The 25,815-nt window shown below is 76.0% G+C and carries 27 protein-coding genes; 12 read left to right on the plus strand and 15 right to left on the minus strand.

All coding sequences use genetic code 11. The features are described from left to right. Nucleotides 1-64: 64 nt before the first annotated feature. The 4 genes from gcvH to H2O74_RS00455 all read left to right on the plus strand — a co-directional run bounded on the left by gcvH (nt 65) and on the right by H2O74_RS00455 (nt 2,089). Nucleotides 65-436, plus strand: coding sequence for a glycine cleavage system protein GcvH (gcvH, locus tag H2O74_RS00440; protein ID WP_182112626.1), 372 nt, complete (start codon nt 65-67; stop codon nt 434-436). A gap of 253 nt (nt 437-689) precedes the next feature. Further along, complete coding sequence (locus tag H2O74_RS00445; protein WP_182112627.1) at nt 690-932, plus strand: LuxR C-terminal-related transcriptional regulator; 243 nt, start codon at nt 690-692, stop codon at nt 930-932. Between the two features lie 109 nt (nt 933-1,041). Beyond that, nucleotides 1,042-1,608: a hypothetical protein gene (locus H2O74_RS00450; RefSeq protein ID WP_182112628.1), complete on the plus strand. Its 567-nt coding sequence runs from the start codon at nt 1,042-1,044 to the stop codon at nt 1,606-1,608. A gap of 43 nt (nt 1,609-1,651) precedes the next feature. Next, complete coding sequence (locus tag H2O74_RS00455) at nt 1,652-2,089, plus strand: NUDIX domain-containing protein (RefSeq protein ID WP_182112629.1); 438 nt, start codon at nt 1,652-1,654, stop codon at nt 2,087-2,089. A gap of 328 nt (nt 2,090-2,417) precedes the next feature. Here the strand turns inward: H2O74_RS00455 and H2O74_RS00460 are convergent, their stop codons facing one another. Then, complete coding sequence (locus tag H2O74_RS00460; protein ID WP_182112630.1) at nt 2,418-2,798, minus strand: VOC family protein; 381 nt, start codon at nt 2,796-2,798, stop codon at nt 2,418-2,420. Between the two features lie 52 nt (nt 2,799-2,850). On the opposite strand from H2O74_RS00460, the gene H2O74_RS00465 reads away from it, so the two are divergent. Then, nucleotides 2,851-3,237: a hypothetical protein gene (locus H2O74_RS00465; protein ID WP_182112631.1), complete on the plus strand. Its 387-nt coding sequence runs from the start codon at nt 2,851-2,853 to the stop codon at nt 3,235-3,237. Between the two features lie 43 nt (nt 3,238-3,280). On the opposite strand, the gene H2O74_RS00470 is transcribed toward H2O74_RS00465, so the two are convergent. Next, a complete protein-coding gene (locus H2O74_RS00470) occupies nt 3,281-4,471 on the minus strand; it encodes a sorbosone dehydrogenase family protein (protein WP_182112632.1) in 1,191 nt (396 codons plus the stop codon). Continuing rightward, complete coding sequence (locus H2O74_RS00475; RefSeq protein WP_182112633.1) at nt 4,471-5,220, minus strand: SDR family oxidoreductase; 750 nt, start codon at nt 5,218-5,220, stop codon at nt 4,471-4,473. Before H2O74_RS00475 ends, H2O74_RS00470 begins: the two co-directional genes overlap by 1 nt. 157 nt (nt 5,221-5,377) lie before the next feature. Between H2O74_RS00475 and H2O74_RS00480 the strand changes: the two genes are divergently transcribed. Continuing rightward, entirely contained in the window at nt 5,378-6,229 is an 852-nt protein-coding gene (locus H2O74_RS00480; protein WP_182112634.1) for a helix-turn-helix transcriptional regulator, read from the plus strand. Between the two features lie 18 nt (nt 6,230-6,247). Here the strand turns inward: H2O74_RS00480 and H2O74_RS00485 are convergent, their stop codons facing one another. The 5 genes from H2O74_RS00485 to H2O74_RS00505 all read right to left on the minus strand — a co-directional run bounded on the left by H2O74_RS00485 (nt 6,248) and on the right by H2O74_RS00505 (nt 12,594). Further along, nucleotides 6,248-6,640 carry a VOC family protein gene (locus H2O74_RS00485; protein ID WP_182112635.1) on the minus strand — a complete coding sequence of 131 codons (393 nt, stop codon included), beginning with the start codon at nt 6,638-6,640 and terminating at the stop codon, nt 6,248-6,250. A 106-nt stretch (nt 6,641-6,746) separates the two neighbouring features. After that, entirely contained in the window at nt 6,747-7,328 is a 582-nt protein-coding gene (locus H2O74_RS00490; protein ID WP_182112636.1) for a DNA-3-methyladenine glycosylase I, read from the minus strand. A 152-nt stretch (nt 7,329-7,480) separates the two neighbouring features. Beyond that, nucleotides 7,481-7,690 (minus strand): hypothetical protein, encoded by a 210-nt coding sequence (locus tag H2O74_RS00495; protein WP_182112637.1) that lies wholly within the window; start codon nt 7,688-7,690, stop codon nt 7,481-7,483. Between the two features lie 65 nt (nt 7,691-7,755). Then, on the minus strand, nt 7,756-12,183 hold the full coding sequence (gene hrpA / locus H2O74_RS00500; protein WP_182112638.1) for an ATP-dependent RNA helicase HrpA: 4,428 nt from the start codon (nt 12,181-12,183) through the stop codon (nt 7,756-7,758). Between the two features lie 45 nt (nt 12,184-12,228). After that, the gene (locus H2O74_RS00505) at nt 12,229-12,594 is read right to left on the minus strand and encodes a DUF3817 domain-containing protein (RefSeq protein WP_182112639.1); all 366 of its coding nucleotides are present in this window, start codon (nt 12,592-12,594) and stop codon (nt 12,229-12,231) included. 119 nt (nt 12,595-12,713) lie between these two features. On the opposite strand from H2O74_RS00505, the gene soxR reads away from it, so the two are divergent. After that, complete coding sequence (soxR, locus tag H2O74_RS00510) at nt 12,714-13,163, plus strand: redox-sensitive transcriptional activator SoxR (RefSeq protein ID WP_182112640.1); 450 nt, start codon at nt 12,714-12,716, stop codon at nt 13,161-13,163. Between the two features lie 5 nt (nt 13,164-13,168). Here the strand turns inward: soxR and H2O74_RS00515 are convergent, their stop codons facing one another. Next, nucleotides 13,169-14,041, minus strand: coding sequence for a transketolase family protein (locus tag H2O74_RS00515; RefSeq protein ID WP_182112641.1), 873 nt, complete (start codon nt 14,039-14,041; stop codon nt 13,169-13,171). After that, complete coding sequence (locus H2O74_RS00520; RefSeq protein WP_182112642.1) at nt 14,041-14,757, minus strand: transketolase; 717 nt, start codon at nt 14,755-14,757, stop codon at nt 14,041-14,043. Before H2O74_RS00520 ends, H2O74_RS00515 begins: the two co-directional genes overlap by 1 nt. A gap of 166 nt (nt 14,758-14,923) precedes the next feature. Here H2O74_RS00520 and H2O74_RS00525 point away from each other — a divergent pair, with 166 nt between their 5' ends. From H2O74_RS00525 to H2O74_RS00535, 3 genes are all read left to right on the plus strand, one after another. Then, the gene (locus H2O74_RS00525; RefSeq protein WP_182112643.1) at nt 14,924-15,799 is read left to right on the plus strand and encodes a universal stress protein; all 876 of its coding nucleotides are present in this window, start codon (nt 14,924-14,926) and stop codon (nt 15,797-15,799) included. Nucleotides 15,800-15,843: 44 nt separating this feature from the next. Continuing rightward, nucleotides 15,844-16,344: an aminoacyl-tRNA deacylase gene (locus tag H2O74_RS00530; RefSeq protein WP_182112644.1), complete on the plus strand. Its 501-nt coding sequence runs from the start codon at nt 15,844-15,846 to the stop codon at nt 16,342-16,344. Nucleotides 16,345-16,498: 154 nt separating this feature from the next. Then, a complete protein-coding gene (locus H2O74_RS00535) occupies nt 16,499-16,900 on the plus strand; it encodes an STAS domain-containing protein (protein WP_182112645.1) in 402 nt (133 codons plus the stop codon). 26 nt (nt 16,901-16,926) lie between these two features. Here H2O74_RS00535 and H2O74_RS00540 read toward each other — a convergent pair whose 3' ends face one another. From H2O74_RS00540 to H2O74_RS00560, 5 genes are all read right to left on the minus strand, one after another. Further along, complete coding sequence (locus H2O74_RS00540; protein ID WP_182112646.1) at nt 16,927-17,331, minus strand: hypothetical protein; 405 nt, start codon at nt 17,329-17,331, stop codon at nt 16,927-16,929. 31 nt (nt 17,332-17,362) lie between these two features. Beyond that, nucleotides 17,363-19,552, minus strand: coding sequence for an alpha/beta fold hydrolase (locus tag H2O74_RS00545; RefSeq protein ID WP_182112647.1), 2,190 nt, complete (start codon nt 19,550-19,552; stop codon nt 17,363-17,365). 146 nt (nt 19,553-19,698) lie between these two features. Continuing rightward, a complete protein-coding gene (locus tag H2O74_RS00550; protein WP_182112648.1) occupies nt 19,699-20,127 on the minus strand; it encodes a hypothetical protein in 429 nt (142 codons plus the stop codon). Continuing rightward, nucleotides 20,117-20,308 (minus strand): helix-turn-helix transcriptional regulator, encoded by a 192-nt coding sequence (locus H2O74_RS00555; protein WP_182112649.1) that lies wholly within the window; start codon nt 20,306-20,308, stop codon nt 20,117-20,119. Before H2O74_RS00555 ends, H2O74_RS00550 begins: the two co-directional genes overlap by 11 nt. A 113-nt stretch (nt 20,309-20,421) precedes the next feature. After that, a complete protein-coding gene (locus H2O74_RS00560; protein ID WP_220457990.1) occupies nt 20,422-21,426 on the minus strand; it encodes a YeiH family protein in 1,005 nt (334 codons plus the stop codon). Between the two features lie 158 nt (nt 21,427-21,584). On the opposite strand from H2O74_RS00560, the gene H2O74_RS00565 reads away from it, so the two are divergent. Both H2O74_RS00565 and H2O74_RS00570 read left to right on the plus strand, forming a co-directional pair. Next, the gene (locus H2O74_RS00565) at nt 21,585-22,784 is read left to right on the plus strand and encodes an exonuclease SbcCD subunit D (protein ID WP_182112650.1); all 1,200 of its coding nucleotides are present in this window, start codon (nt 21,585-21,587) and stop codon (nt 22,782-22,784) included. Further along, nucleotides 22,784-25,813: an AAA family ATPase gene (locus tag H2O74_RS00570; RefSeq protein ID WP_182112651.1), complete on the plus strand. Its 3,030-nt coding sequence runs from the start codon at nt 22,784-22,786 to the stop codon at nt 25,811-25,813. Before H2O74_RS00565 ends, H2O74_RS00570 begins: the two co-directional genes overlap by 1 nt. The last annotated feature ends 2 nt before the right edge of the window (nt 25,814-25,815 follow it).

Below are 25,815 nucleotides of genomic sequence, written 5' to 3' on the forward strand. Positions count from 1 at the left end.
CGGCGGGCCGGCGCCGGCCCGCCACCACCACCCGGCACGCCGCCGTCGACCCGAGGAGACCTCCGTGAGCGCGATCCCGACCGAGCTGCAGTACACCGCCGAGCACGAGTGGCTCACGACCGGGGACCCCGCCACGATCGGCGTGACGGCCACCGCCGCGGACGCGCTCGGCGACGTCGTCTACCTCGAGCTGCCCGAGGTCGGGTCGCAGGTGACGGCGGGCGCCGTGTGCGGGGAGATCGAGTCCACCAAGTCGGTGTCGGAGATCTACTCCCCGGTGACCGGCACCGTCGTGGCCGTCAACGACGACGCCGTCGCCGACCCCGCGCTCGTCAACTCCGACCCGTACGGCCGCGGGTGGCTCCTGCGCGTCGAGGTCGTCGCGACGGGTCCGCTGCTGAGCGCGCAGGAGTACGCCGAGCTCGTCGAGGGCTGACGGGCCGCGGAGGCCCGCGACGGGCTGCTCCGTCCGGGTGAACCGCCGACGCGGCCCGCGCGGCCCGGGCGCGGCTGTGACCTGCGCCTCCACATGATCTCGGGCCCCTAGCGGGCCGTCCGGACCCTCGCAAGGGTGACCGCGCGAGAAGTGGGGGTGAAAACCGCGTCATCACGGGTGAAGTCCGGGCTCTCTCCAGGTGTACCCGCACAATCGGCGCTCCCCACGGGGCACCGCGTCCCTGGAGGTCGGCATGACCACGGAAGTGACGGATCTGCGCACCGTTCCCACGCAGCGCACCACGGAGCCGCTCACCCGGCGCGAGCGGGTGATCCTGTCCAACCTGGACGAGACGGTCACCCTCGAGGAGATCGCCGCCAAGCTCTTCGTCACGCGCAACACGGTGAAGTCGCAGGTCCGCAGCGTGTACCGCAAGCTCGGCGTCTCCACGCGGGCCGACGCGGTCGAGTGCGCCCGGCGGATCGGCCTGCGCTGAGACCTGCCGGTCCGTGACGACGGCTCGAGTGGGAGCGACGGCGGCACGCAGGTAGTGTCGTGCGGTCACATCCCGGCCCCCTCGGGCCCGCGCGCGAGGCAGGTGGCACGTGCCAGTGGACCGTCCGGACCGCACCGCCGCGGTCGACGAGCACTGGGCACCCGACCACCTGGTCCTCGGCCGCACCGTCCTGAGCCGTGCGGGCCGGCTCCTCGTGGAGCGCGACGCCCAGGGTGGCGTCCTCACCACCTCGCCGCTCGCGGGCATGGCCGCCGTCGAGCAGCGGTACCCCGCCTGGGCGCTGGGGCCGTTCGGCCGCATCGAGCCCGAGGCGGCGCTGCCCGCCCAGCCCGGCGTGTACGCCCTGAGCTCCCAGGGCGTGGTCCGGTACGTCGGCGCGTCCGGCGACCTGTCCCGCACCTTTGGGCACCGCGGCCTGGGCCACGTCTCGCGCCGCGACGCGCAGAACGCGGGTCGCGAGGAGCTGTGCCGGCTCAACCGCCTGATCACCGCCGAGGCCCAGGCCGGCCGCACCGTGGACCTCTACGTCCTGCCGGTGGGCTCGGCGGGCAGGCTCTCCCGGCTGGTGCGCCGGCGGTCCGAGGAGGACGAGGCCACCGCGCTGGCCGCGGAGCTGGTGGGCGCCGCGAAGGGGTCCTGGCACCTGCCGACCTGACCTCCGTGGGGCCGTGGGGCCCGGGGTCTGGGAGACTTCCGGCATGCCGAGCAGCCCGCCCTCCGTGCTCGTGGTGGCGGCCGCCGTCGTCGACGACCTCGACCGACCGCGCAGGCTCCTGGCGGCCCGGCGCAGCAAGCCGCTGTCCCTCGCGGGTCGCTGGGAGTTCCCCGGCGGCAAGGTGGACCCTGGGGAGACGCCCGTCGAGGCGCTGCACCGCGAGATCGGTGAGGAGCTCGGCGTCGAGATCACCCTCGGTGCCGAGCTGCCCGGTCCGGTCGACGGCGCGTGGCGTATCACGCACGGGTACCGGATGCGGATCTGGGCCGCGGCGGTGCTGCGCGGCGAGCCGCAGCCGCTCGTCGAGCACGACGCGCTGACCTGGCTCGAGCCGGGGCAGTGGCTCTCGGTCCCGTGGCTGGACCCCGACGTCCCGATCGTCTCGGCGCTCGCCGACCGCGCCGAGTCCGGCCTGCGCTGACGCCGACGGCCCACGGGTGCCGACGCCGCCCTCACCCGGGCTGACGCGCATGGCGCGGGGCCGTGCGGGCGCACCGACCGCCTCGCTCGCCGGCCGCGGCGCGGGTCCGTGCGGCCCGTGTGACCACAGTGGCTGATGTGACGTGAGGGATTCACATGGGCCCCATCGGTCCCACCAGTCACCTGCTCCGCACGGAAGCGCACCGCCAGCGGCCGGTCACGCGCAGGGCGGGGCGGGCAGGACGGGTGGCCCGTGCGGGGCGGGCGCGGGTCGGCGGTGGGGCCGGCGTGCGGGCCGGTGCGGGTGGGCGGGGGCGCGGGGAGGGCGGTCAGGGCCAGAGGCGTGCGGAGGTGCGGAACTCCTCCGGGTCGCTGTGGACGGGGATCACGCAGACGAGGTGGCCGCCGGGCACGCGCAGGGTGCGCGAGCCCAGCCACCGGCCCACGTCGACCGCGCCCAGCGCGAGCAGGCGGTCGTGCTCGGCGTCGACGTCGTCGGTCTCGATGTCGAGGTGGTAGCGGGGTTCGGCGTCGACGGACTGCACCGCCGTCACCAGTGACGGGACCGCGCCGTGCAGCGTCGTGAACTCCGGTTCGCCGGGGGCGCTGGACGTCTCGACCCCCAGCGCGGCGGTCCAGAAGTCCAGGGCGGCGTCGACCCGCTCGCGCGGGACGTCGATCAGCAGGGTGGAGACACGGCTGCGGTGCATGCGACCTCCTCGTCGACGGTCTCGAGCATGGCACGCGGCGTTACCGTGGGCCATGGTCAAGGACCCGCTCCGCCGTCACGAGGCGGTGGCCGGCGCCGCCCGCGTCCACCGGCCCGATGCGGCGTCCGAGGCGAGCGTCACCCGCACGCTCCCGGCGCCGCCGGACGCCGTGACGCCGTGGCTCACCGACCCCGGGCGACGTCGGCGCTGGCTCGACGTGGACCCCGAGGTCCGCAGCGCGACCGCCGTGCGCTCGCTGCGCTGGGGCTGGCCGGACGGGACGCGCGTGACCCTCCGCGTCCTGCCGGCGCCCGGCGGCCGGACGCGCCTGTCGGTACGCCATCTCCTGCCCTCCGGCGCCGCGCCCGAGGCCGAGGCCGGGTGGGTCGAGCGCCTGGACCGCCTCGCCGCCGTCGTCGGGGACGGGTCCGCCGGGTAGGTGTTCGGCGCGGGGCCGAGTCGCCGCGCGCGGGACGACCCGGTCAGGGCTCGACGAGCTCGACCCGCAGGATCCGGTCGTCGCCGTCGCGCGACGGCGTGCCGCCCCAGGTCGCGCCGTCGGTGTTGGACGTCGTGATCCACAGCGCGCCGTCCGGGGCGACCTCGACGGTGCGGATGCGGCCCACCTCGCCGACGAGGTGCGCGCTCGGTTCGCCCGAGGCCCGCCCGCCGTCGACGGGTAGCCGCCAGAGCCGCTGCCCGCCCAGCGCGCCCATCCAGACCGCGCCGCCGGCGTAGGCGATGCCCGACGGCGAGGCGTCGTCGGGGTGGATCGTCACGATCGGTGGCTCGCCCGCGTCGCCCTCGGTGCCCTCCGACTCGGGCCAGCCGTAGTCGACGCCCGGGCGGATCACGTTGAGCTCGTCCCACGTCCGGTGACCCAGCTCGGAGGCGTACACCGTCCCGTCGGGCCCGAAGGCGATGCCCTGGACGTTGCGGTGCCCGGTGGACCAGATCGCGGTGCCCGACGGGTTGTCCGCCGGGATGCTGCCGTCCGTCGCGATCCGCAGGATCTTCCCGTTGAGCGAGTCGGCGTCCGCGGCGTTCTCCGGCTCGAACGCGTCGCCGGTCCCGATCCACAGGTGCCCGTCCGGGCCGAGCTCGATGCGGCCGCCGTGGTGACGGTCGGCGGTCTCGATGCCGTCGAGCAGGACGGCCTCCTGCGTGAGGCCGCCGAGGTCCTCGTCGAGGCGCAGCGCCACGACGCGGTTGGTCGGCGAGGCGGACACGTAGGCGTAGACCGTGCGGTCGGCGTCGAAGTCGGCGGACGCGACGATCCCGAGGAGCCCGCCCTCGGCGCTCACCTCGACGCCGGGCACGACGCCGACGACGCTCGCTCGCCCTCCGCCGGCCGGCACGTGGGAGATCTCGCCCGCGGACCGGCTCGAGACCAGCGCGGAGCCGTCGGGCAGGAAGGTCAGTCCCCACGGCATCTCGAGCCCGGTCGCGATCTCGGTGACCTCGCCCAGGACCAGCGCCTCGTCCGTCGCGCCGCCCGCGCCCGCCGACGGCGCCGGACCGGGCGGCTCCGCGTCGACGGTGACCGCCGTGTCGCGCCCGGGTCCGGCGTCCTCGGCGGTGCACCCGGTCAGTCCCAGGACGACCAGCGCGGCCACCGCCGCGGGTCCGGTCCGCGTGGTCCGCCCGTCGGCGGCCCGGCTCGCGACGCCCATCAGACGCCCCTTCCGCCGAGGGTCGCCAGGACGCCGTCGTACCGGCCGTCGGCCTCGGCGAACCGCAGGTGACGCACGCGCTCCACGAGCACCTCGGTGGCGTCCGGCTGGGTGCGCAGCAGGTGCATCACCTCGTCGAGGAAGTCCTCGAGCGGCATCGCGGACTCGCGCTCCTCGCCTCCCATGAGCGGCGTGCGGACGGCCGGCGGGACCAGCTCCACGACCTCCACGCCCGTGCCGGCCAGCTGGACGCGCAGGCTCTCGCTCAGGGAGTGGATCGCTGCCTTCGTCGCGCTGTAGGTGGGCGCCAGGGGCAGGGGCACGAACGCCAGCCCGGACGACACGGTCATCACCGTGGCCTCGGGCCGGCCGAGCAGGAAGGGCAGGAACCTGGCGATCAACCGCCGCGGCCCGAGCAGGTTCGTGGTGATCGTGGCCTCGGCGACCGCGAGCGATGCCGGGTCGCGCAGGTCCTCGGCGACCATGATCCCCGCCATCGCCACGACGACGTCGAGGTCGGGGTGCGCCCGCGTGACGGTGTCGAAGGCGTCACGGATCGAGTCCGGGTCCGCGATGTCGAGCGTGACGGTGTCCATGCCGGGGTGCTCGGCGGCCAGGGCGTGCAGCTGGTCCGTCCGGCGTCCGGCGGCGACGACGGTGTTGCCGGCGTCGTGCAGGCGCACGGCCAGCCCGCGGCCGATGCCGGACGTCGCTCCGGCGACCAGGACGGTCCTCCCGGTGATCCTCATGGCGTGCTCCTTGGGTGCGGCGGGCCAGCCTGCTCGGTCCGCGGTCGGTGGGGACACGTCCACGCTCGTCCCGCCGGCCGGCGGCCGGGAGAGCCCTGCCGAACCAGGGACCGGCGATCCCTTGCTGCGCGTGGTGCGGTGCCCGCACGATCGAGGCATGGACCGCGCCGCCGTCGCCGACTTCCTGCGCACCCGCCGCGCCGCGCTCCGCCCCGCCGACGTCGGCCTGCCGGCGGGCGCGCGCCGCCGCACGGCAGGGCTGCGCCGCGAGGAGGTCGCCGCGCTCGCCGGCATGTCCACCGACTACTACACGCGGCTCGAGCAGCGGCGGGGCCCCACCCCGTCGCCGCAGATGCTCGCGGCGATCGCCCGGGCGCTGCGCCTGACCGTCGACGAGCACGACCACCTGCTGCGCCTCGCGGGCCACGTGCCGGCGCCACGGTCGCGACGCTCGCCGCACGTGAGTCCCGCGCTGCTGCGCGTCCTCGACCGCCTCGACGACACCCCGGCGTTCGTCGTGACCGACGTCGGCGAGACGCTCGCGCAGAGCCGCGCCGCCGTCGCCCTCTTCGGGCCGCGCTCGCAGGTGCCGTGGCCGGGCCGCAGCAGCTACTACCGGTGGTTCACGGACCCGGCCGAGCGGCGGCTCTACCCCGAGCGCGACCACGCGCACCAGAGCCGCGTCCAGGCGGGGGCGCTGCGCACGGCCCTCGACGCGGGCGGGCCGGGCAGCCCGGCCGCGGACCTGGTGCGGCGCCTGCGCGAGCAGAGCGCCGAGTTCGTCGAGATCTGGGAGCGTCACGAGGTCCTCCCGCCGCGGTTCGACGAGCACAAGACGCTGGTCCACCCGGAGCTGGGCGAGATCGACGTCGACTGCCAGGTGATGTTCAGCGAGAACCGTGCCCACGCGCTCGTGGTCCTCACCGCGACCCCGGGAACGGAGAGCCACGAGAAGCTGCGCCTGCTCGCGGTGATCGGCGACCAGCAGCTGTCGGCGGTGAGCGACTGAGGCCGTGCCGCCCGAGGCTCAGCGATCGCGCGACGACAGCACGCAGAACTCGTTCCCGTCGGGGTCGGCGAGCACCTCCCACGAGACGTCCGCGGGCTGCCCCACGTCGACGCGCGTCGCTCCCAGCTCCAGCAGCCGGGCGATCGCGGCGTCACGGTCCTCGTCGACGTGCGGGGCCAGGTCGAGGTGGAGCCGGTTCTTCCCCTGCTTCTCGTGCTCCACGCGGACGAAGACGAGGCCGGGCGGCACCTGGTCGAACGGGAGGCTCGTCCCGAGCTCGCGGGCCCAGGGCGGGACGACGATGACCTCCTCGTCGCCCGCGACCATGATCTCCCAGCGCAGGGCCTGGGCCCACCACCGCGCGAGCGCCTGGTGGTCGCGTGCCTCGATGACGGTGGAGTACCAGCGCATGACGGCTCCCTCGCTCGCGCGGACCCGGGCGGCCCGGTGCGACCAGGATGCACCGCACCACTGACACGCGCGCGGGCCGAGTCCCGCCGCGCGCGAGCGGCTCGCGCTACCGGCCGACGCCCACCGGCGAGAGGTCCGCGCCGGTGACCACGGGGCACCCGGCGAGGTGGTCGTCCACGAGGCCGCACGCCTGCATGGCGGCGTACGCCGTCGTGGGGCCGACGAAGCGGAACCCGACGGACTTGAGCGTCCGTGCGAGCGCGACTGACTCCGCCGTGGTCGCCGGCACCTCGCGGAACTCGGTCGCACGCGGGGTGCGGACCCGCACCTGCGGCGCGTGGGACCACACGAGGTCGGTCAGCGTGCGCCCGGCGTCCCACAGCCCCACGACCGCACGGGCGTTGGCGATGCTCGCCTCGATCTTGGCGCGGTTGCGCACGATGCCGGCGTCGGCCATGAGCCGCGCGACGTCGCCGTCGTCGAAGCGGGCCACTGCGGCCGGGTCGAAGCCCGCGAACGCCTCGCGGAACGCCGGCCGCTTGCGCAGCACCGTGATCCACGCGAGGCCGGACTGGAACGCCTCGAGGCAGAACCGCTCGTAGAGCTCCGCATCGCCGCGCACGGGCACGCCCCACTCGGTGTCGTGGTACTCCTCGTAGAGCGGGTCCCCGTCGCCGAAGCACCTCATCGGTCCGCCCTTCCTCCTCGTGCCGCCGCCGCGGCACCTGCTCGGTGCGGTCCAGCATGGGGCACGACGGGGACGTCGCGGTGCCGGTCCACAGGTAGCAACCACCGGCGGACGTCGTCGCGGAGAGCCCGGGCAGCGCCCGGCGCGCGGCGTCAGCGGCGGCGGACCGCCAGCGACGAGGTGGCGGCCTCGACGGGCGTGGCCTGCGCCCCACCGGTCGGCTCGGCCGACGCCGCGACGGGCTCCGTCGGCACCGCGAGCAGGCCCTCGTGCACCGCGCCGAGGATCTCGGGGTCGGCGGCCACGGGAGCTCCACCGAGCGCGGCTCGAGCCCGGGCGACCTCGTCGTCGGTGTCCGTCATGGGGTCAGAGTAGGTGGAACCGGGCGCCCGCGGGAGCGTTTCCACGACCGCGTCTCACGGTCCGGTCAGGCCGCCAGCGCCGTGCGGATCCGCTTCACCGAGACCGGTTGCGGGGTGCCGAGCTGCTGGGCGAACAGGCTCACGCGCAGCTCCTCGATCATCCAGCGGACCTCGGCGAGCCGGGCCAGGCGGGCGGCGTCCGGCGCCGCGGCGCGCGCGGTGCGCAGTGCGTCGTCGTACGCCTCGGCGACCTCCGCGACCTGCCAGGCCAGCGCCTGGTCCCGCCCCGGGTCGGCGGCCGCCTTGTCGAGGCGGTGACGGGCCGCGCGCAGGTAGCGCACGACGTGCGGCAGGCGGGCGGCGCCGACGTCGCTCGCCATCCCGTCGTGCACGAGGGCGCTGAGCTGGCCCCTGACGTCGGTCACGGTCGAGAGCAGGGCCAGGCTCGTCGCCGAGCGCAGCGCGCCGTCGAGCTCCCGCGCCGCGGCGAGCACGGCCGCCAGGTCGCGCGCCACGGCGTAGGTGCGGTCCTCGAGGCGGTCGCGCAACCGCGTGCGCAGCGCGGCGTACCCGGCGGCGTCCCGCACCGCGCCCGTCCCGCCACCGGCCTCGGTCGCCAGGGCATCGACGGCCGCCCGCTGCAGGTCCACCACCAGCGCCTCGGTGCTCGGGTACGGGCTCGCGGCCAGGGTCAGCGACTCGGTCGTCGTCCACCGGGTCGTGATCCGGCCGGAGGCGAGCGCGAGCTCGGTGACGAGCAGCTCCCGCACGCCGACGGGGTGACGCAGCGCCTGCTCGCCCGCCGTCGTGAGCACGCGCAGGTCGACCGGGCGCCGCCCGTCCTTGCGGCGCTCGCCCGCCACGAGCGCCGGGTAGCCGTGCACGCTCACGCCCCCGGCCGACGTCGTGACGACCTCCGGCAAGCGCCCGTCGGGCAGCCCGTCCGGCCACGTCGTCACCCCCGCGCGCTCGAGCTCCGCGCCCGGCGCGGGAGCCGGCGTCGCGGCGCCTGAGGCGGCCGGGCTCGCCGCGCCCGGCGCCGCGGCGGCGGACTCGCGCACCGCGGCGCGGACGGCGTCCCGCACGGCGCTGCGCACCGCGTCCTCGGACTGCGGCGCCAGCCGACGCTGGAGCGCGACGAGGTCGGACCCCTCGTCGAGCACCACCGCGGACCGCCCGCGCTGCTCCACCACCCGGAAGCGCATCCGCAGGTGCGGCGGCAGCCGCGAGGTGTCCCAGGCGTCGTCGGGCACGTCGACGTCCCGCAGCGCGCGGACCGCCCGACCGAGCACGGCCGTGAACGACGGCGCCGCGTCGGCCGCACGCACGGTGTCCTCCCACGACGGCTGGGTCTCGCGGAGCCAGGCCACCACGGCGCGCGCGACGTCCGGCGCCGGGACGAGCTGCACCCGCACGGGCTTGGGCAGCGCGCGCACGAGCGCGACGACGAGCTCCTCGTGCAGCCCGGGGACGAGCCAGTCGAACCCCTCCGGCCGCACGCGCGGCAGCACCGCGACGGGGATGTGCACCGTCACGCCGTCGGACTCGGTCCCGGGCTCGAACTGGTAGGTCAGCGGCAGGCGCAGGTCCGCCTGCGGCCACACCGACGGGAACGCGGACTCGTCGACCTCGGCGTCGCCGACCAGCAGCGCCATCGAGTACGTCAGCAGGTCGGGGTCGTGGCGGCGCGCGCCCTTCCACCACTGGTCGAAGTGGCGGGCGGAGACGACGTCGGCCGGGAGGCGCTCGTCGTAGAAGGCGAACAGCGCGTCGTCGTCCACCACCAGGCCGCGGCGGCGCGAGCGGTGCTCGACCTGCTCGGCCTCGGCGAGCAGGCGGCGGTTCGCGTGGAAGAACTCGTGGTGCGTGGTCCACTCGCCCTCCACCAGCGCGTGGCGGATGAACAGCTCGCGCGCGTGCTCGGGGTCGACCTTGGCGTAGAGCACGCGGCGGCCCGCGACGATCGGCACGCCGTAGAGCAGGACGCGCTCGGTCGCCATGGCCGCGCCCTGCTTGGTGGACCACGCCGGCTCGGAGTACGTCCGCTTCACGAGGTGCGGCGCGAGCTCCTCGGCCCACTCCGGCGAGATCCGGGCGACGTCGCGCGCCCACAGCCGCGAGGTCTCCACGAGCTCGCCGGCCATGATCCAGGCCGGCGGCTTCCGGGACAGCGGCGACCCGGGGAAGATCGCGAACCGGGCGCCGCGGGCGCCGAGGTACTCGTTGCGCGCCTGCGGCTTGCGTCCGGGCCGGGCGTCGCGCCCCTTGGCGGGGGCGTTGGCGCGGACCTCGGTGACCTCCTGCATGCCGACCTGCGACAGGAGGCCCGCGAGCAGGGCCTGGTGGATGCGGTCGCCGTCCCACGCCAGCCGCAGGGACGGCGCCTCCTCGGCGCTCACCGCGACCTCGGCGGCCCCGGTGCGACGCTGCTCGAGGGACGCGTCGACGCGCGCCTTGCGGTCCGCGCGGGTGGCCCCCGGCGCCTCGATCGGCGCCGGCGTCACAGGCGGGCGCACGACGATGCCCAGCGGCTTGGCCATCTCCTTGAGCTGCGTCACCACGTCCTGCCACTCGCGCAGGCGCAGGTAGTTGAGGTGCTCGGCGCGGCACAGCCGCCGGAACGCGCTCCCGGACAGCTCGCGCTGCTGCTCGCGGACGTAGGTCCACAGGTTGAGGTAGGTGAGGAAGTCCGACGTCGGGTCGGCGAAGCGCGCGTGCATCGCGTCGGCCTGCGGTCGCTGCTCCATCGGCCGCTCTCGCGGGTCCTGGATCGAGAGCGCCGCCGCGATGATCATCACCTCGCGCGCGGCGTCGCGCCGCCCGCCCTCGACGATCATGCGCGCGAGGCGCGGGTCCATCGGGAGCAGCGCGAGCGCGCGTCCGACGTCGGTCAGGCGCGTGCCGTCCGCCGCGGGCGTCAGCGCCCCGAGCTCGGTGAGCAGCTGGACGCCGTCGCGGACCGCGCGCACGTCGGGCGGCTCCACGAAGGGGAACCGGGCGACGTCGTCGGGCGTGCCCGCGACGCCGACCGCGACCATCTGCAGGATCACGGACGCGAGCGACGTGCGCAGGATCTCGGGCTCGGTGAACTCGGGCCGCGACGCGAAGTCGGCCTCGGAGTAGAGCCGGATGGCGATGCCGTCCGCGACGCGTCCGCAGCGGCCCGAGCGCTGGTTCGCGCTGGCCTGGGAGATCGGCTCGATCGGCAGCCGCTGGACCTTGGTGGCCTTCGAGAACCGCGAGATGCGCGCCGTGCCCGGGTCGACGACGTACCGGACGCCCGGCACGGTCAGCGACGTCTCCGCGACGTTGGTCGAGAGCACCACGCGCCGGTGCTGGTGCGGCTCGAAGACCCGGTGCTGCTCGGCGGCGGACAGGCGGCTGTACAGGGGCAGCAGCTCGATCGAGCCCGGGACCGCCGGCCCGTGGCCCAGGGCCCGGGGTCCGAGGTGGGTGGCCAGCGCGTCCTCGGCGTCGCGGATCTCCCGCTCGCCGGAGAGGAACACCAGGATGTCGCCGGGGCCCTCGGCGCACAGCTCGTCGACCGCCTCGCAGATGGCGGTCATCAGGTCGCGCTCCTCGACGTCGCCGCGCCGCGAGGGCGTGCGCTTGAGCGGCGCGTCCGGGATGTCGAGGTCGTCGTCGTCGCCCGGGGCCGCCGCGTCGTCGGGCCGCAGCGGGCGGTAGCGGACCTCGACCGGGTAGGTCCGCCCGCTGACCTCGATGACGGGCGCCGGGACGCCGTCCGGGTGCTCGGGCGTGGGCGGACCGGCGAAGTGCCGGGCGAAGCGCTGCGAGTCGATGGTCGCCGAGGTGATGACGACCTTGAGATCGGGCCGCTTCGGCAGCAGGCGCGTGAGGTAGCCGAGGATGAAGTCGATGTTGAGGGAGCGCTCGTGCGCCTCGTCGATGATGAGCGTGTCGTAGGCGAGCAGCTGCGGGTCGCGCTGGATCTGCGCGAGCAGGATGCCGTCGGTCATGACCTTGACCAGCGTCTCCTCGGACGACTGGTCGGTGAACCGCACCTGGTACCCGACGACCGTGCCCAGCGCGCCGGACCCGCCGGTGATCTCCTCGCTGATCCGCTCCGCGACGCTGCGGGCCGCGATCCGGCGGGGCTGCGTGTGCCCGATCTGACCCGCGCGCCCGCGCCCGAGCTCGAGCGCGATCTTGGGCAGCTGCGTCGTCTTCCCGGAGCCGGTCTCGCCCGCGACGATGACGACCTGGTGGTCGCGGATCGCGGCGGCGATGTCCGCTCGCCGCGCGGAGACCGGCAGCTGCTCGGGGTAGGTGATCGGCGGCAGGACGACGTCCGCGCGGACCTGGGCGCGGCGCTCGCGGCGCGCGGCCTCGCGGCCGGCGTCGTGCACGGCGCGGGGGCCGACGTCGCGCTGGCGGTTGCCCTGCTGCTCCCCGCCCGGGCGCCCGCCGCGGGGTCGGCGGCCACCGGACCGACGTCGGCCCGGTGCGGACCGCTGGGGCTCGTCACTCACGACGCACCATTCTCCCGTACGCGGGACGACGGCGCGTCGCGGATATCAGCGGGAGGGGGCGTCCACCGAGGCGGGGGCCACCTCCGCGGGGCCCGGCGCCGGCTCGGCGAGGCGGCCCGTGCGGCGCAGCCAGCGCTCGAGGGGGAGCGTCACCAGGGGCGGGACGGCGGCGGCGAGCGCGACCAGCGTCACGCGCGCGCCCCACCGCAGCCGCACCGCGGCGACCACCGCGACGACGACGTAGATCATGAAGGCGGCCCCGTGCAGGCGGCCGAAGACCTGCACCCCCAGCTCCGTCGTGTGCGTGACGTGCTTGAGCAGCATCCCCACGAGCAGCCCGGCCCAGGTCGTGGCCTCCAGCAGGGCGACGACGGCGAAGATCCGGCCGGTGCGAGAGGGCGCAGGGGTCATGGGACGACCCTACGTGCTCGGCCCCGCCCCGCCGCCGCCCGCGACGACCGGTCGTTGACCTCAACCTCGGTCGAGGTTCTACGGTGGCGGCTCGTGCCGTCCCAGGAACGGAGACCCGGATGGACTCCAACGACGTCCTGTCCGTCGGCGAGGTGAGCGCGCGCACCGGGCTCACCGTCTCGGCCCTGCACTTCTACGAGCGCGAGGGGCTCATCGCCCCGTTGCGCGGTCCGGGCAACCAGCGCCGGTACCCGCGCTACCTGCTCCGGCGGATCTCGCTGATCGTCGTCGCGAAGCGCCTGGGCATCCCGCTCTCGGAGGTCGCGGAGGTCTTCGCTGACCTGCCGATGGACCACGAGCCCACCACCGCCGACTGGAAGCGGGTCTCCCGCAGGTGGAAGGTGCGCCTCGAGGAGCGGCGCGAGGCGATCGTCCGGCTCGAGAAGGAGCTCGTCGGCTGCATCGGCTGCGGGTGCCTGGCGATGCGCTCGTGCGACCTGCTGAACCACGACGACGTCCTGGGTGGACGCGGTCGCGGCCCCGTGCGGCTCGACCCGGCGGCCGGCTGACGCCGTCAGGCCGCACCGACGAGCCGCTGCCGGATCCCGCGCGCGTCGAGCCCGTGGTGGCGCGCGTGGTCCTCGGGACTGCCGTAGCGGCGCACCTCGGTGCGTCCGACGCCGACGAGGTCGAGCGCGATCGGGCGCCCGCCCAGGGCCGCGAGCACCTCGGGCGCCGTCGTCCCCTCGAGGTAGGGCTCGACCACGACCAGGCGACCGCGGTCCGCGACCAGGGCGGCCAGCCCCGGCGCGTCGAGCGGGGACGGCGTCGCGGTGTACGCGACCGCGACGTCGAGGCCCTCCGCCGCGCGCAGCGTCGCCCCGAGTGCCGGACCGACCGCGAGGACGGCCGCGCCACGCCCCTCGCGCACGACGCGGATCGTGCCGTCGGCGGGGTACGCCTCGGGGTTGGACGCGCTGGAGAGCCGGACGTACTGCCGGTCGTCCGCGCGGGCGGCCGCCCGCAGGAGCGCCTCGACCTCGTCCGGGTGGCCGGGGACGTGGACCCGCCACCCCGGCAGGGCTGCGAGGAGCGCGACGTCGGCGGGGCACTGGTGGGTGCGCCCCTCGCTCGCGGCGTCGTAGCTGGCGCCGATCGAGACCAGCACCGCGCCCAGGTCCTGGTGCGAGAGGTCGAGCTTGATCTGCTCGTAGGGCCGCTCGACGAGGAACGGCGCGTAGGAGTGCACGAACGGGCGCAGGCCCGCCGTCGCCAGACCGGCGGCGACCCCGATGAGCGCCTGCTCGCGGATGCCGACGTTGATCACGCGCTCCGCGGCGGGCGTCCCGCGGCCGAGGTCGACCGGGCCGATGTCCGCGAGGACGAGCGCGGTCCTCGGGTCCCGCGCCAGGAGGTCCGCCATCGTGGCGGTGAAGCGCGCGCGCATCAGCCGGCCTTCCGTGCCGTGCGGACCACCGTCACGTGGGGTCCGTCGGCCGGGGCCGTCAGCGCCGCCTCCAGCGCGTCGTGGTCCCTCGCGTCGGCGTGCGCGGCCGCCCAGCCCTCCACCTCGAACCGGCGCGCGATCCCGCCGGGCCACCCGAGCGACGTCGAGTCGTTGTCGACGACGACGCAGCGCAGCCGGTCGAGCCGCCACCGGCCCGCGATCGCCATCGCCTCGTGGTTGCTGCCCTCGTCGAGCTCGGCGTCACCGACGAGCACGTGGACCACGCCGCCCTCGCCCGTGATGCCCAGGCCCCGCGCGAGGCCGACGGCGATCGGCAGGCCGTGCCCGAGGGACCCGCTCGAGATCTCCACGCCCGGGACCAGCAGCCGGTCCGGGTGGTGGCCCAGCGGCGACGTCGTGCCCGCCAGGTCGTCGAGCCACGCCTCGGGGAAGAACCCGAGCGTCGCGAGCACCGCGTAGTAGGACGCCGGACCATGGCCCTTGGACAGCAGGAAGCGGTCGCGGCCGGCGCGCTCCGGCGTCTCGGGGGCCACGCGCAGCACCCGGGTGTGGAGCACCCACAGGACGTCCAGCGTCGAGTGCGCCGCGGCGTCGTGCTTCTCGTCGCCCGTGACGCGGGACAGGTTCCGCATGAGGGCGTCGGGGAGGTGGGCCGGCGATGTGAGCGTCGGTGCGGCGGGTGTCGTCGTCGTCATGGGTCGAGGCTGTGGCCTCGACCGCGGTTGAGGTCAAGCGTCCGGCTCCGTCCGGTCCCGGCGCGCCCCGTGGCGACAGGGGTGATAGTGGGAGGACCTGCGGGTACGGCCGGTGCTCTCGCACTCGTGCCGTCCACGCCCGCGGGCCAGGGGGAGGAGCACGACCATGGCAGGACCCGTCGTCGTCGGCGTCGACAGCACACCGTCCAGCGAGCGTGCGCTCATCTGGGGCGCCCAGGCGGCCGCGGACCGCCACACCGAGCTGCACCTGGTCCACGCGATCGGCTACCCGTCGACCGCGCTGGACCTCCTGGAGGACGAGGTCGTCGCCGCGGGCGCGGCTGACCTCGTCGCCCAGGCCGCGGACCGCGTGCGCGAGTCCTGGCCGGCCCTCCCGGTGCGGACGCACGTCGACCGGACGACGGCGGCGAACGCGCTGGGCGAGCGCTCCCGGCACGCGACGCTCGTCGTCGTCGGGGCGCAGCGGCTCACGGGCCTGGCGGGCGTGATCTCCGGCTCGCTCAGCTACGGCATCGCGGCCGCGGCCTGGTGCCCGGTCGCGGTGGTGCCGTCGTTGCCGGCCCCGGAGGCGACCGGGGTCGTCGTCGGCGTGGACGGCTCGTCCGACGGGCTCCAGGCGGTGCGCCTCGCGGCCGCGGCGGCGGACCGCACGGGCGACGCGCTCCACGTCGTGCACGCGTGGCAGGAGCCCGGCGTGTACCTCTCGGCCGACTACTACATCCCCGAGACCATCAGCGACCGCCTCGAGCAGGACGAGCGCCTGGTCCTCGCCGAGTCGGTCGCCGGGCTCGCGGACCGCTACCCGGACCTGCTGATCCAGCAGCACCTCGTCCAGGGCCAGCCCGCCGCCGCGCTCCTCGACCAGGCGGAGAACGCGCGCCTGCTGGTGGTGGGCAGCCGTGGGCGCGGCGGGCTGGTGCGTGCGCTGCTCGGCTCGGTCAGCCACACGGTGGTGCAGCGCGCGACGTGCCCGGTGCTGATCACGCGCACGCGCGAGCACGAGGTGCCGCCGCACCACTGACGCCCGGGTTGTCGCGGCGCGCGGGGCCCGGCGAGGATGGCGCCGTGACCGAGCCGACGACGCCCACCGAGGGGGAGCAGCGCGCCGTGGCGGCGCTCGAGGCCAGCGGGCTCCGCCACCGGATCGTGCGCCACGGGCCGGTCAGCAGCCTGGCGGAGGCCGCCGCGGCGCGGCGCGTCGGCCCGGACCAGGTGGTCAAGACGCTCGTCGTGCGGCGGGGCGAGGGGGACTACCTCTTCGTGCTCGTCCCCGGCGGGCGCGCGATCTCGTGGCCCAAGCTGCGCGAGCTGCTCGGCGTCTCGCGGCTGTCGATGCCCGACGCCGCCGTCGCGCGCGAGGTCACGGGGTACGAGCGCGGGACGATCACGCCGTTCGGCTCGACGCACGCGTGGCCCGTCGTGGCCGACGCGCGCGTCGCGGGCCGGCCGATGTCGATCGGCGCCGGGGCGCACGGCGTGGCGGCGACCGTGGACGGCAGCCAGATGGTGCTCGCGCTGGGTGCGACGGTCGCGGACGTCACCGACCCGGAGCCCGAGCAGCCCTGACCGGGCGGCCTCCACCGGGTCCGCCCGCGACGTTCACCGGAGGTGCTCCCCTGCGTTCACCCGGGTGCGGAACCGTCGGTGTCGGCGGTTCGTCCTACCTTCTGTGGGCACCCGTCGTAGCGCGCGCACCCGTCGACTCGAGGATGAGGACCCGATGACCACCACGTCGCAGGACCGAGGAACGGCCGTGACCGGCCCCGACGAGGTGGTCTCACCCGCGGCGCCCGGCTCCTGGGGCGGCATCGAGCTCGGGACGGCGCCGGACGGCACGTCGGTCGTGCACCTGTGGGGCGACGTCGACGCCGGCCTGCGCGAGGAGGCCAGCGTGGTCATGGCCCAGGTGGTCCTGCGCGCCGGACCCGTCGTCGTGGACGCCGCGGACGTCACGTTCCTGGACTCGACGGGACTCGCCTTCGTCCTGCAGCTGGTGCGCGCCGGCGAGGAGGAGGGGCGCACGGTCGTGGTCCTCGACCCGCCGGACGGCGTGAGCGACCTCATCGAGCTCGCCGGCATGACGGACCTCATCCCGGTCCGCCGGACCACCGCACCCGACTGACCCACGCTCCGGCGGTGAGCGGCCGGTCAGGGCGTGGGTCCGCCCGACCGGGCGGACCGCAGGCGGGCGCGCAGACGCTCGCCGAGGACGACGTCGTGCGGCAGGCGCGCGAGCGCGTCGCCGTCCGCGACGACGCCCTCGCGGCGCAGGACGTCGGCCAGCGACGCCCAGTGGGCGCGGGCGGCGTCGTCGTGGGTCTGGCCACGGACCGGCTCGTCCGGCCCGACCACCGTCCGGGCGGTCGAGGCCACGCCGTCGACCGTGATGTAGGCCCAGATGTCGCTCGGACCGGACTCGGCCCAGCCGCGGTCGTCCAGGAGCAGCACCCGGCGCTCGTCGGCCAGCACGGCCTCGTGGCGCGCGGAGACCGAGACCTGCCGGTCGTCGGTGTGACGCTCGTCGATCTCGACGAACGTCACGAGCCGCGTCACCCCACCCACGCGCACCGCCCGCGGGCCGACGTCAGCCCAGGGTCTCGGGCAGCGGCGCCGGCTCCTCGCCGAGGACGTGCTCCGCGAGGAACCCCGTGACCACCTGGTACCAGACCTTCGCGTGCTGCGGGGTGAGGATCCAGTGGTTCTCGTCCGGGAAGTACAGGAAGCGGTGCGGGGTGCGGCCCTCGTCGTCGGCCGGCAGCTGCGAGGCGGAGAGCAGCTCGTACCAGAGGCGCAGGCCCTCGCCGACGGGGACGCGGTAGTCCTTGTCGCCGTGCACCACGAGCATCGGCGTCCGGATGTTGCCCACGGTGCGGTGCGGCGAGTACCGCTCGGCCATCTCGGGCGTCATCTCGCGCGCCCAGTAGTAGGCGGAGTCCGTGGTGGGGCCGAACTGGTCGAGCGCCCACAGGCTGGCGTGCGTCACGATCGCGTCGAAGCGGTCGGTCTGGCCGGCGACCCAGTTGGCCATGTAGCCGCCGAACGAGCCGCCCATCGCGGCCGTGCGGGACTCGTCGACGTCCTCGCGCGCGACCGTCGCATCGGTGATCGCCATGAGGTCGGTGTACGGCTCGGCGCCCCACCGGCCCCAGCCGCGCTGGACGAACTCCTGGCCGTAGCCCGTGGAGAGCGCCGGGTCCGGCAGCAGGACGGCGTAGCCCTGGGCGACCATCAGCCACGGGTTCCAGCGCCAGGACCAGCTGTTCCACGAGCTCAGCGGGCCGCCGTGGATCCACAGCAGCAGGGGCGCCGGGTTCTCGGGTCCGCTGCCGTCGGGCAGCGCGAGCCAGCCGCGCACCTCGTGGCCGTCGGTCGCCGTCGTGCGGACCTCGGTGAGGGTGCCGGGCAGGGTGGGCGGCGGGACCGGCGCGCGCAGCACGGTGACCGTGCCGCGGGTGCGGTTCTCGTCCTCGTCCACGAGGTGGATGCGCACGGGGTGCGCGGGCGCGAGGTAGGACGCCCGCAGCGCGTAGACGACGGTGGCGTCGGGCGCGACCTGCAGGTCGGAGTACGTGTAGTCGTCGTGCGTGAGCTGGGTGACCTCGTCGGTCGCCAGGTCGACGTGGAACACCGGCGCCCGGCCGTCCTGGTCGGCGACGAGGAGCAGGCCGGAGCCGTCCGGGAGCCACTGCGCACCCGAGGGCCAGCGGTCCCAGCCGGCGGCCACCTGGTGCGTCCCGCGGGCCGCACCCTCGGCGGGCTCGGCGAGTGGCACGAGGTGCAGCGTGCGCCGCGGCGCCTCCTGCGGCGTCGAGATCGACTCCCGGACGTAGGCCACCGCGCTGCCGTCGGGCGAGATGACGGGCGAGTCGAGGTCGGCGTCGGGGTCGTCGACGAGGACGGTGCGCTGCTGCGTGTCGACGTCCAGGCGCACGAGGATCGTGCGGACGGAGCCGCGCGGCCCGGGCACGCGCCACGTCGAGACGACGAACGTGCCGTCGGGGCTGAAGTCGTACTCGGCCTCGCGCAGCGCGTGACCGGGCTGGGGCGTGAGGTCGCTGACCTTGAGGTGCTCGATGCTGAGGCTGGCGACCTCGACCGAGCGGGCGACGTCGTCGCCGGGCTTGAAGTGCCAGCCCAGGAGGTGCGGCTGGTCCGGGCCGAGGTCGTGGTCCCAGTGCCGCACGGGGTAGCCGTCGTGCAGGATCGCGGCGACCTTCTTGTCCTTGCGCAGCGCGCGCAGGCGCTCGTCGTCGGTGCCCGACGTCGCGCCGGGGAGCATGTCCGTCGCGAAGACGACGGCGGCCGAGGAGTGGGCGGTGCGCACGCCGCGCACGCCCCCGGGGCGGGTCGCGACGATGCGCGCCTCGCCGCCGCCGGCCGGCAGCACCCACAGGGCGGGCTTGTCGAGGGGCTTCTCCGCGTCGTCCGTGGCGTCGGCGTTGGGACGCGAGGAGGTGAAGAGGAGGTCGCCGTCGGGCGTGAACGCCGCGCCGGACTCGCCCTGCGCGCTGCGGGTCAGGCGGCGCGCGGGCCGGGCCCGCGTCGGGTAGACCTCCCACAGCGCCGTGTGGACCTTCGTCGCGTCGTGGTTCACGGTCGAGACCTGCGTGACGAGTCGCGAGCCGTCCGGGGAGAGCACGAGGCCCGACATGCGCGGCAGCGCGACGTACTCGTCCAGGTCGTGGAACGGCGTGGTGAGGGTGAGCGCGTCGGCCGAGGCCGAGTCCTCGGTGACCAGGCGGAGTCCCGGTCCGGACTCGTTGCTCGGCGTCATCTGGTTCCTCCTGGGGCGTGGCGGGCTGTGGCGGTGCGACGGGCCGGTCTCGTGGCGCAGGCGCGGGGACACCGCTGACTACATCGGCCGACGACCGGGCGTGGTTGACCCCTGGCGCAGGATCTCACCCGGGATCCTGCCATCGGCTAGCTGCGGCGGTTGACGACCACGAACGCCGCCGCGCCGACGAGGACCTGGGCGACGATCAGGAGGGTGAGCACCATCTCGACGGCTGCGCCCAGGGCGATGGTGATCGCGGCCACCCCGGTGAGCGGCGGTGCGAGCAGGCCGAGGACGGCGAGCGCCCGTGTGAGCACGGAGTCGTCGCGCTCGTCCCCGGTCTGGGTCCAGGACCGCTCGAAGGTGGTGGCGTCCGCGGGGCGCCGGGTCGCCCGCCAGACCATCACCAGCGCGCCCGCGGTCGCGGCGGCGGCTCCCCCGAGGAACCCCGTGCCCATGTTCCCGGGGACTCGCTCCTGCAGCAGGAGGCCCACGGCCACGATCAGGGCGAGGAACGCCAGGACGACGACGACGGCGACCGTGCGCCGCGTCGTGAGGGTGCGGTCAGTCGACATGGAAGATCTCCTCCACGGAGCGCTGGAAGTGGCGGGCGATGGCGATGGCGAGCGGCAGCGACGGGTCGTAGCGGCCCGTCTCGATCGAGTTCACGGTCTGGCGCGAGACGTCGAGCGCCTCGGCGAGCTCGCGCTGGGACAGTCCGGCGGCGAGCCGGAGGTCCCGCACGTCGTTCCTCATGGCGGCTCCTGATGTCAAGTGTCCTTGTCCTGACAAGGATGCTTGACTTCCCGACGCGTGTCAAGCGTCCTTGACCACCGGGGGCGGGTGCGGTCGGAGGGCGGCCGGTCCGGTCAGGGCATGGCGAGGATGAGCGCCGCCGACGCGCTCGCGGCCACGACGGTCGACGCCGCACCCAGCACGGCCGCGCGGCCACCGGTCCGCAGCAGGCGGCGCAGGTCGACCCCCGCGCCCAGGCCCACCATCGCGGCCGTGAGCAGCGCGGTCGTGACCTGCGACGCGACGTCCAGGACGACGTCGGGCACCAGGCCCGTCGAGCGCAGGGCGACCGCGGCGAGGAAGCCGAGCACGAAGAGGGGCACCAGGGGCGGCCGCGACGCCGGTGCGCCGGTGCCAACCTGCCCGCCCGCCGGTACCGCCGACCGGGCGCGCAGCACCGCACCCACGCCGGCGACGAGCGGTGCGAGGAGCACGACGCGGCCGAGCTTGGTCACCGTCGCGACCGCGAGGGCGGCCGCCGAGACCGCGCCGCCCGCCGCGACGACCTGCGCGACCTCGTGCACGCTGGCGCCGATCCACAGGCCGGCGTCGTCGTCGGAGAGCCCGAGCGCGCCCACGAGCAGCGGCAGCGCGACGAGCGCGACGGTCCCGAACAGCGTCACGAGCGCGACGGCGGTCGCGGTGTCCTCCTCGGCCTCGCCGTCGGGGTCGACGACGGCGGACATCGCGGCGACCGCCGCCGCGCCGCAGATCGAGAAGCCCGTGGCCACGAGCAGCGTGAGGCGCCGGGACACGCCCAGCACCGGCCCGAGCAGCACGGTCGCGGCGAACGTGACCGCGACGCTCACGACGATGACGACGACGCCGCGGACGCCGAGATCGGCGACCGCGGGCAGCGAGAGCTGGAGCCCGAGCAGCACGACGCCCGCCCGCAGCAGGCGCCGGGCCGCCCACGCGAGCCCCGGGCGCGTCGCCTCGGGGAGCGCGCCGACGTTGCGCAGCACGGCGCCGACGGCGATCGCCACGACGAGTGCGGAGACCGTCAGGACGCGCGGGACCAGCAGCGCCACGGCCGTGACGAGGGCCGCGACGAGCAGCCCGGGCAGGAGACGGCGCACCCGGTCGAGTCTGCCGCACCTCACGTCCCTGACCGGGTCGCGGACCGCGGGCCGGCACGGACGCGGCGAGGTGCCGCCCGGTGTGGCGGGTGCCGGTGTGGGCGACTCGCGGGGGCCGGTCACCGGGCGTGTCGGTGGGGGCGGTTAGCGTCCCGGTCATGCGCATCCTGCACACGAGCGACTGGCACCTCGGTCGCACGCTGCACGGGGTGGACCTGCTCGGGCACCAGGCCGAGTACCTGGACCACCTCGTCGAGCTGGTGCGCGCCGAGGGTGTGGGCGCCGTGGTCGTCTCGGGCGACGTCTACGACCGCGCGATCCCGCCCGTGGAGGCCGTCGACCTGCTCGCGGACGCGCTCGCGCGCCTCAGTGAGACCGCCACCGTCGTGGTCACGCCCGGCAACCACGACTCCGCGATCCGCCTCGGCTTCGGCGCCCGGCTCATGCGCGACGGCGTGCACCTGCGTGCCCGCGTCGCCGACGTCGGCCGTCCGGTCGAGCTGGCCGACGACGACGGCCCCGTGCTCGTCTACGCGCTGCCGTACCTGGACCCGGACGGCGCGCGTCGCGTGCTGGCCGACGAGGACTGCCCCGACCTCACCCCCGACGGACTCCTCCCGCGTTCGCACGAGGCGGTGACGGCCGCCGCGATGCGGCGCGTCCGGGCCGACCTCGCGACCCGCCGTGGGTCGAGCCGGCCGCGCGCCGTCGTCATGGCGCACGCCTTCGTCGTCGGCGGGGAGCCCTCGGCCTCCGAGCGCGACATCCGGGTCGGCGGGGTCGACAGCGTGCCCGCAGGCGTCTTCCGGGGCGCGGACTACGTCGCGCTCGGCCACCTGCACGGGCCGCAGCGCCTCGCGGTGACGCCCGACGACGACGGCGCCGCGCCCGTGCTGCAGTACTCGGGCTCGCCGCTGGCCTACTCCTTCTCGGAGATGCGGCAGCGCAAGGCGTCGGTGCTCGTCGACGTCGCCGAGGGCGTCACGACCGAGCTGCTGCCCGCGCCCGTGCCCCGCCGGCTCGCCGAGGTCACGGGCACCCTCGAGGAGCTGCTCGGCGCCGCGGGGGAGCCGCACGTGGGCGACTGGCTGCGCGTCGTCGTGACGGACCCGGCGCGCCCGACCGAGCTCTACGCGCGGATCCGCGACCGGTTCCCGCACACGCTCGTCGTGGAGCACCGGCCGGCGGGGGCCGCGGCCCGCGCCCGTGCCACCGCGGCGGTGACGTCGGCGCGCGACCCGCTCGAGGTCGCGGCGGAGTTCGTCGAGCACGTCACGGGCGCCCCGCCCTCGGGCGCCGAGCGTGACGTCCTGCGGCGCGCCTACGAGGACGTCCTCGCGGCGGAGCGGAGCGCCTGATGCACCTGCACACGCTCACGATCCAGGCGCTCGGACCCTTCCCGGGACGCCACACGATCGACTTCGCGCGCCTGGGGTCCAGCGGCCTGTTCCTGCTCGAGGGACCCACAGGCGCCGGCAAGTCGACGATCATCGACGCCGTCGTCTTCGCGCTGTACGGCAAGGTCGCCTCGCGGGAGGCGACCGAGGAGCGGCTGCGCTCGGCGCACGCGCGCCCGGGCGACGAGACCGTGGTGGACCTGGTGCTGGAGGTCGGCTCAGGGGTCTACCGCGTGCGGCGCACGCCCGCGTACCAGCGCCCGAAGCAGCGCGGGACGGGCACCACCCTCCAGCAGTCGACGGTCAAGCTGTGGCGCCTGACGGACCCGGACCGCCCGGACGACGGCGAGCTGGTCTCGACGCGCCTCGACGAGGTCGGCCTCGAGCTGCAGCGGGTCGTCGGGCTCGACCGCACGCAGTTCGTCCAGACGGTCGTGCTGCCGCAGGGCGAGTTCGCCGGGTTCCTGCGCGCCAACCCCGAGGACCGCCGCGGGCTGCTCCAGAAGGTCTTCGGCACCGAGGTCTACGACCGGCTCCAGCAGCGGCTGGAGCGCCTCCGGGCGGAGGCCGGCCGGGCCCTGGAGGACGCGTCCGAGCGGGTGGCGCGCGCGGTGGACCACTTCGTCGGCGCCGCCGGCGTGCCGGCCGACGACGCGGACGCCCTGCGCGGGCTCGCGACGCGGCTGGACGCGGCCGCCGAGCTGCGCGACGCGGCGGACCTCTGGGCCGCCCGGCGCGCGGACGAGGCGGCGGCGGCGGCGCGGGACGCCGCCGCGGCGAAGGACCGGTGCGGGGCGACCCGGCAGTCGCTCGACGCGGGCCGGGGGCTCGTCGCCGCCGACCGTCGTCGCGTCGCTCTGCGGACGGAGCTCGCCGCGCTGAGCGCCGAGCACGACGAGCACGCCGCACGGGCGGCGGCCCTCGCCGCCGCCCGCCGGGCCCAGGCGGTCATGCCGTCGGTGGCGGGCCTGGCCACGGCCGAGCGGGCGCTCGAGGTCGCGGCAGACGCGCTCGCCGCCACGCTCGCCCGGGTCCCCGGCGAGGTGCGAGGGCTGGTCGACGAGACGGCCGGCACCGAGGTGGTCCGCAAGACCCTGCGGCTCGAGCGCGACACGTGCACCGGGCTGCGCGCGACGCTGGTGCGCGCGGTCGACCTGGAGGACGAGCTGTCCACCCGGCGCCAGCGCGTGGCCGCGCTCGCCGCGACCGTCGAGCGCCGGGCCGCCGAGCTGGTCGACCTCCGCGCGGCGCAGGCCGCGCGTCCGGCGGCGCGCACCGCCCTGGAGGAGGCCCTGCTCGCGGCGCACGAGGCCGCCGCCGCGCTCGCCGGTGCGCCCGAGCGCCTCACGGCGGCGCAGGCGTGCTGGACCGCGGCGACGGAGGCCGAGCGGCTCATGGTCGAGGTCGAGCGCGCCCGGGCCGACGTCCGGACGCTGGCGGCGGCCGCCGACGCGGCCGTGGGCGAGGCGGCCCGCCTGCAGCGCCTGCGGATCGCGGGCATGGCCGGGGAGCTCGCCACCGGGCTGGTCGCCGGCGAGCCGTGCGTCGTGTGCGGCGGCGTCGAGCACCCCGCGCCGGCCGCGCTCGGCGCGGAGCACGTGACGGTCGAGCAGCTCGAGGCGGCCGAGGCTGCCCGTGACGCGGCGCACGCGCGCCTGGCCGAGGCCGCCGGGACCCTCGCCGCGACGACCGAGCGGCTCGAGGCGCGCCGGTCCGCCGCCGGGGGGACGCTCGCCGAGGTCGAGGAGCGACTGGCGCTGGCGCGTGCGGGCGTCTCGGACGCGCTGGCTGCGGTGGGCCGGGTCCGGGACGTCGAGGCGTCGCTGGCCGCGTTCGACCGCGAGACGCACGAGGTCGCGGCGCAGGTCGCGCAGCGTGACGTGGCGCTGACCGAGTCGCGCGCCGCGCACGAGGCGGCGAACGACGCCCTGACCCTCGCCGAGGTGGAGGTCGAGGCGGCACGCGACGGCGCGGAGTCGGTGCGCGTGCGGCTCGCGCTGGTCGACGAGCGGATCGGGCACCTCACCGCCTGGGGTGACGCGCTGGCGCGGGTGGAGGAGGCCACGGCCACGCACGACGCGCGGCTGGCGGAGCTCGCCGCCGCGCTCGTCGAGCACGACTTCGCCGACGGCGCCGCCGTGCGGGCCGCAGCGCTCGACGCCGTCGCGCTCCGGGACCTCGAGCGCGCGGTGACCGAGCACGACCGCGCCCTGTCCCGGGTCCGCTCCGGCCTGGCGGAGCCCGAGCTGGCCGCCCTGCCGGCGGTCGTCGACGTCGACCTCGACGCGCTCGCGTCGGCCCACGAGACGGCCGACGCCCTCGCGACCGAGGCGGCACGCGCCGAGGCTCGCAGCGCCCATCTCGCCGAGGCGTCGTCGTCCGCCCACGACCAGCTCGCCAGGGCGCTCGAGGCGCAGGAGGCCGCCCACGCCGACGCCGGCCCCGTGGTGCGCATGGCGAACGTCGCGGCGGCGAGCGGCGGGGACAACGCCAGGCAGCTGAGCCTCGCGACCTACGTGCTCATGCGCCGGTTCGAGGACGTCGTCGCGGCAGCCAACTCCCGCCTGGTGACCATGTCCGACGGCCGCTACGAGCTGGTGCGCAGCGACGAGCGGGAGGCGGTCCGCAGCCGGCGCACCGGGCTCGCGATGAAGGTGGTCGACCACCGCACCGGGGTCGAGCGCGATGCGCGCACCCTCTCCGGGGGCGAGACGTTCTACGTGTCCCTGTGCCTGGCGCTCGGGCTGGCCGACGTCGTCACCGCCGAGGCCGGCGGCACCGACCTGGGGACCCTGTTCATCGACGAGGGCTTCGGCACGCTCGACCCGGAGACGCTCGAGGTCGTGCTGGCGGAGCTCGGGCGGTTGCGGGACGGCGGACGCGTGGTCGGTGTGGTCAGCCACGTCGAGGCGCTCAAGCAGTCCATCGCGGAGCGCATCGAGGTGCGGTGCCACCCCGACGGGTCGAGCACGCTCACGGTCAGGGCCTGACG

Origin of the sequence: Actinotalea sp. JY-7876 (assembly GCF_014042015.1) — a bacterium.
Classification (GTDB): domain Bacteria; phylum Actinomycetota; class Actinomycetes; order Actinomycetales; family Cellulomonadaceae; genus Actinotalea.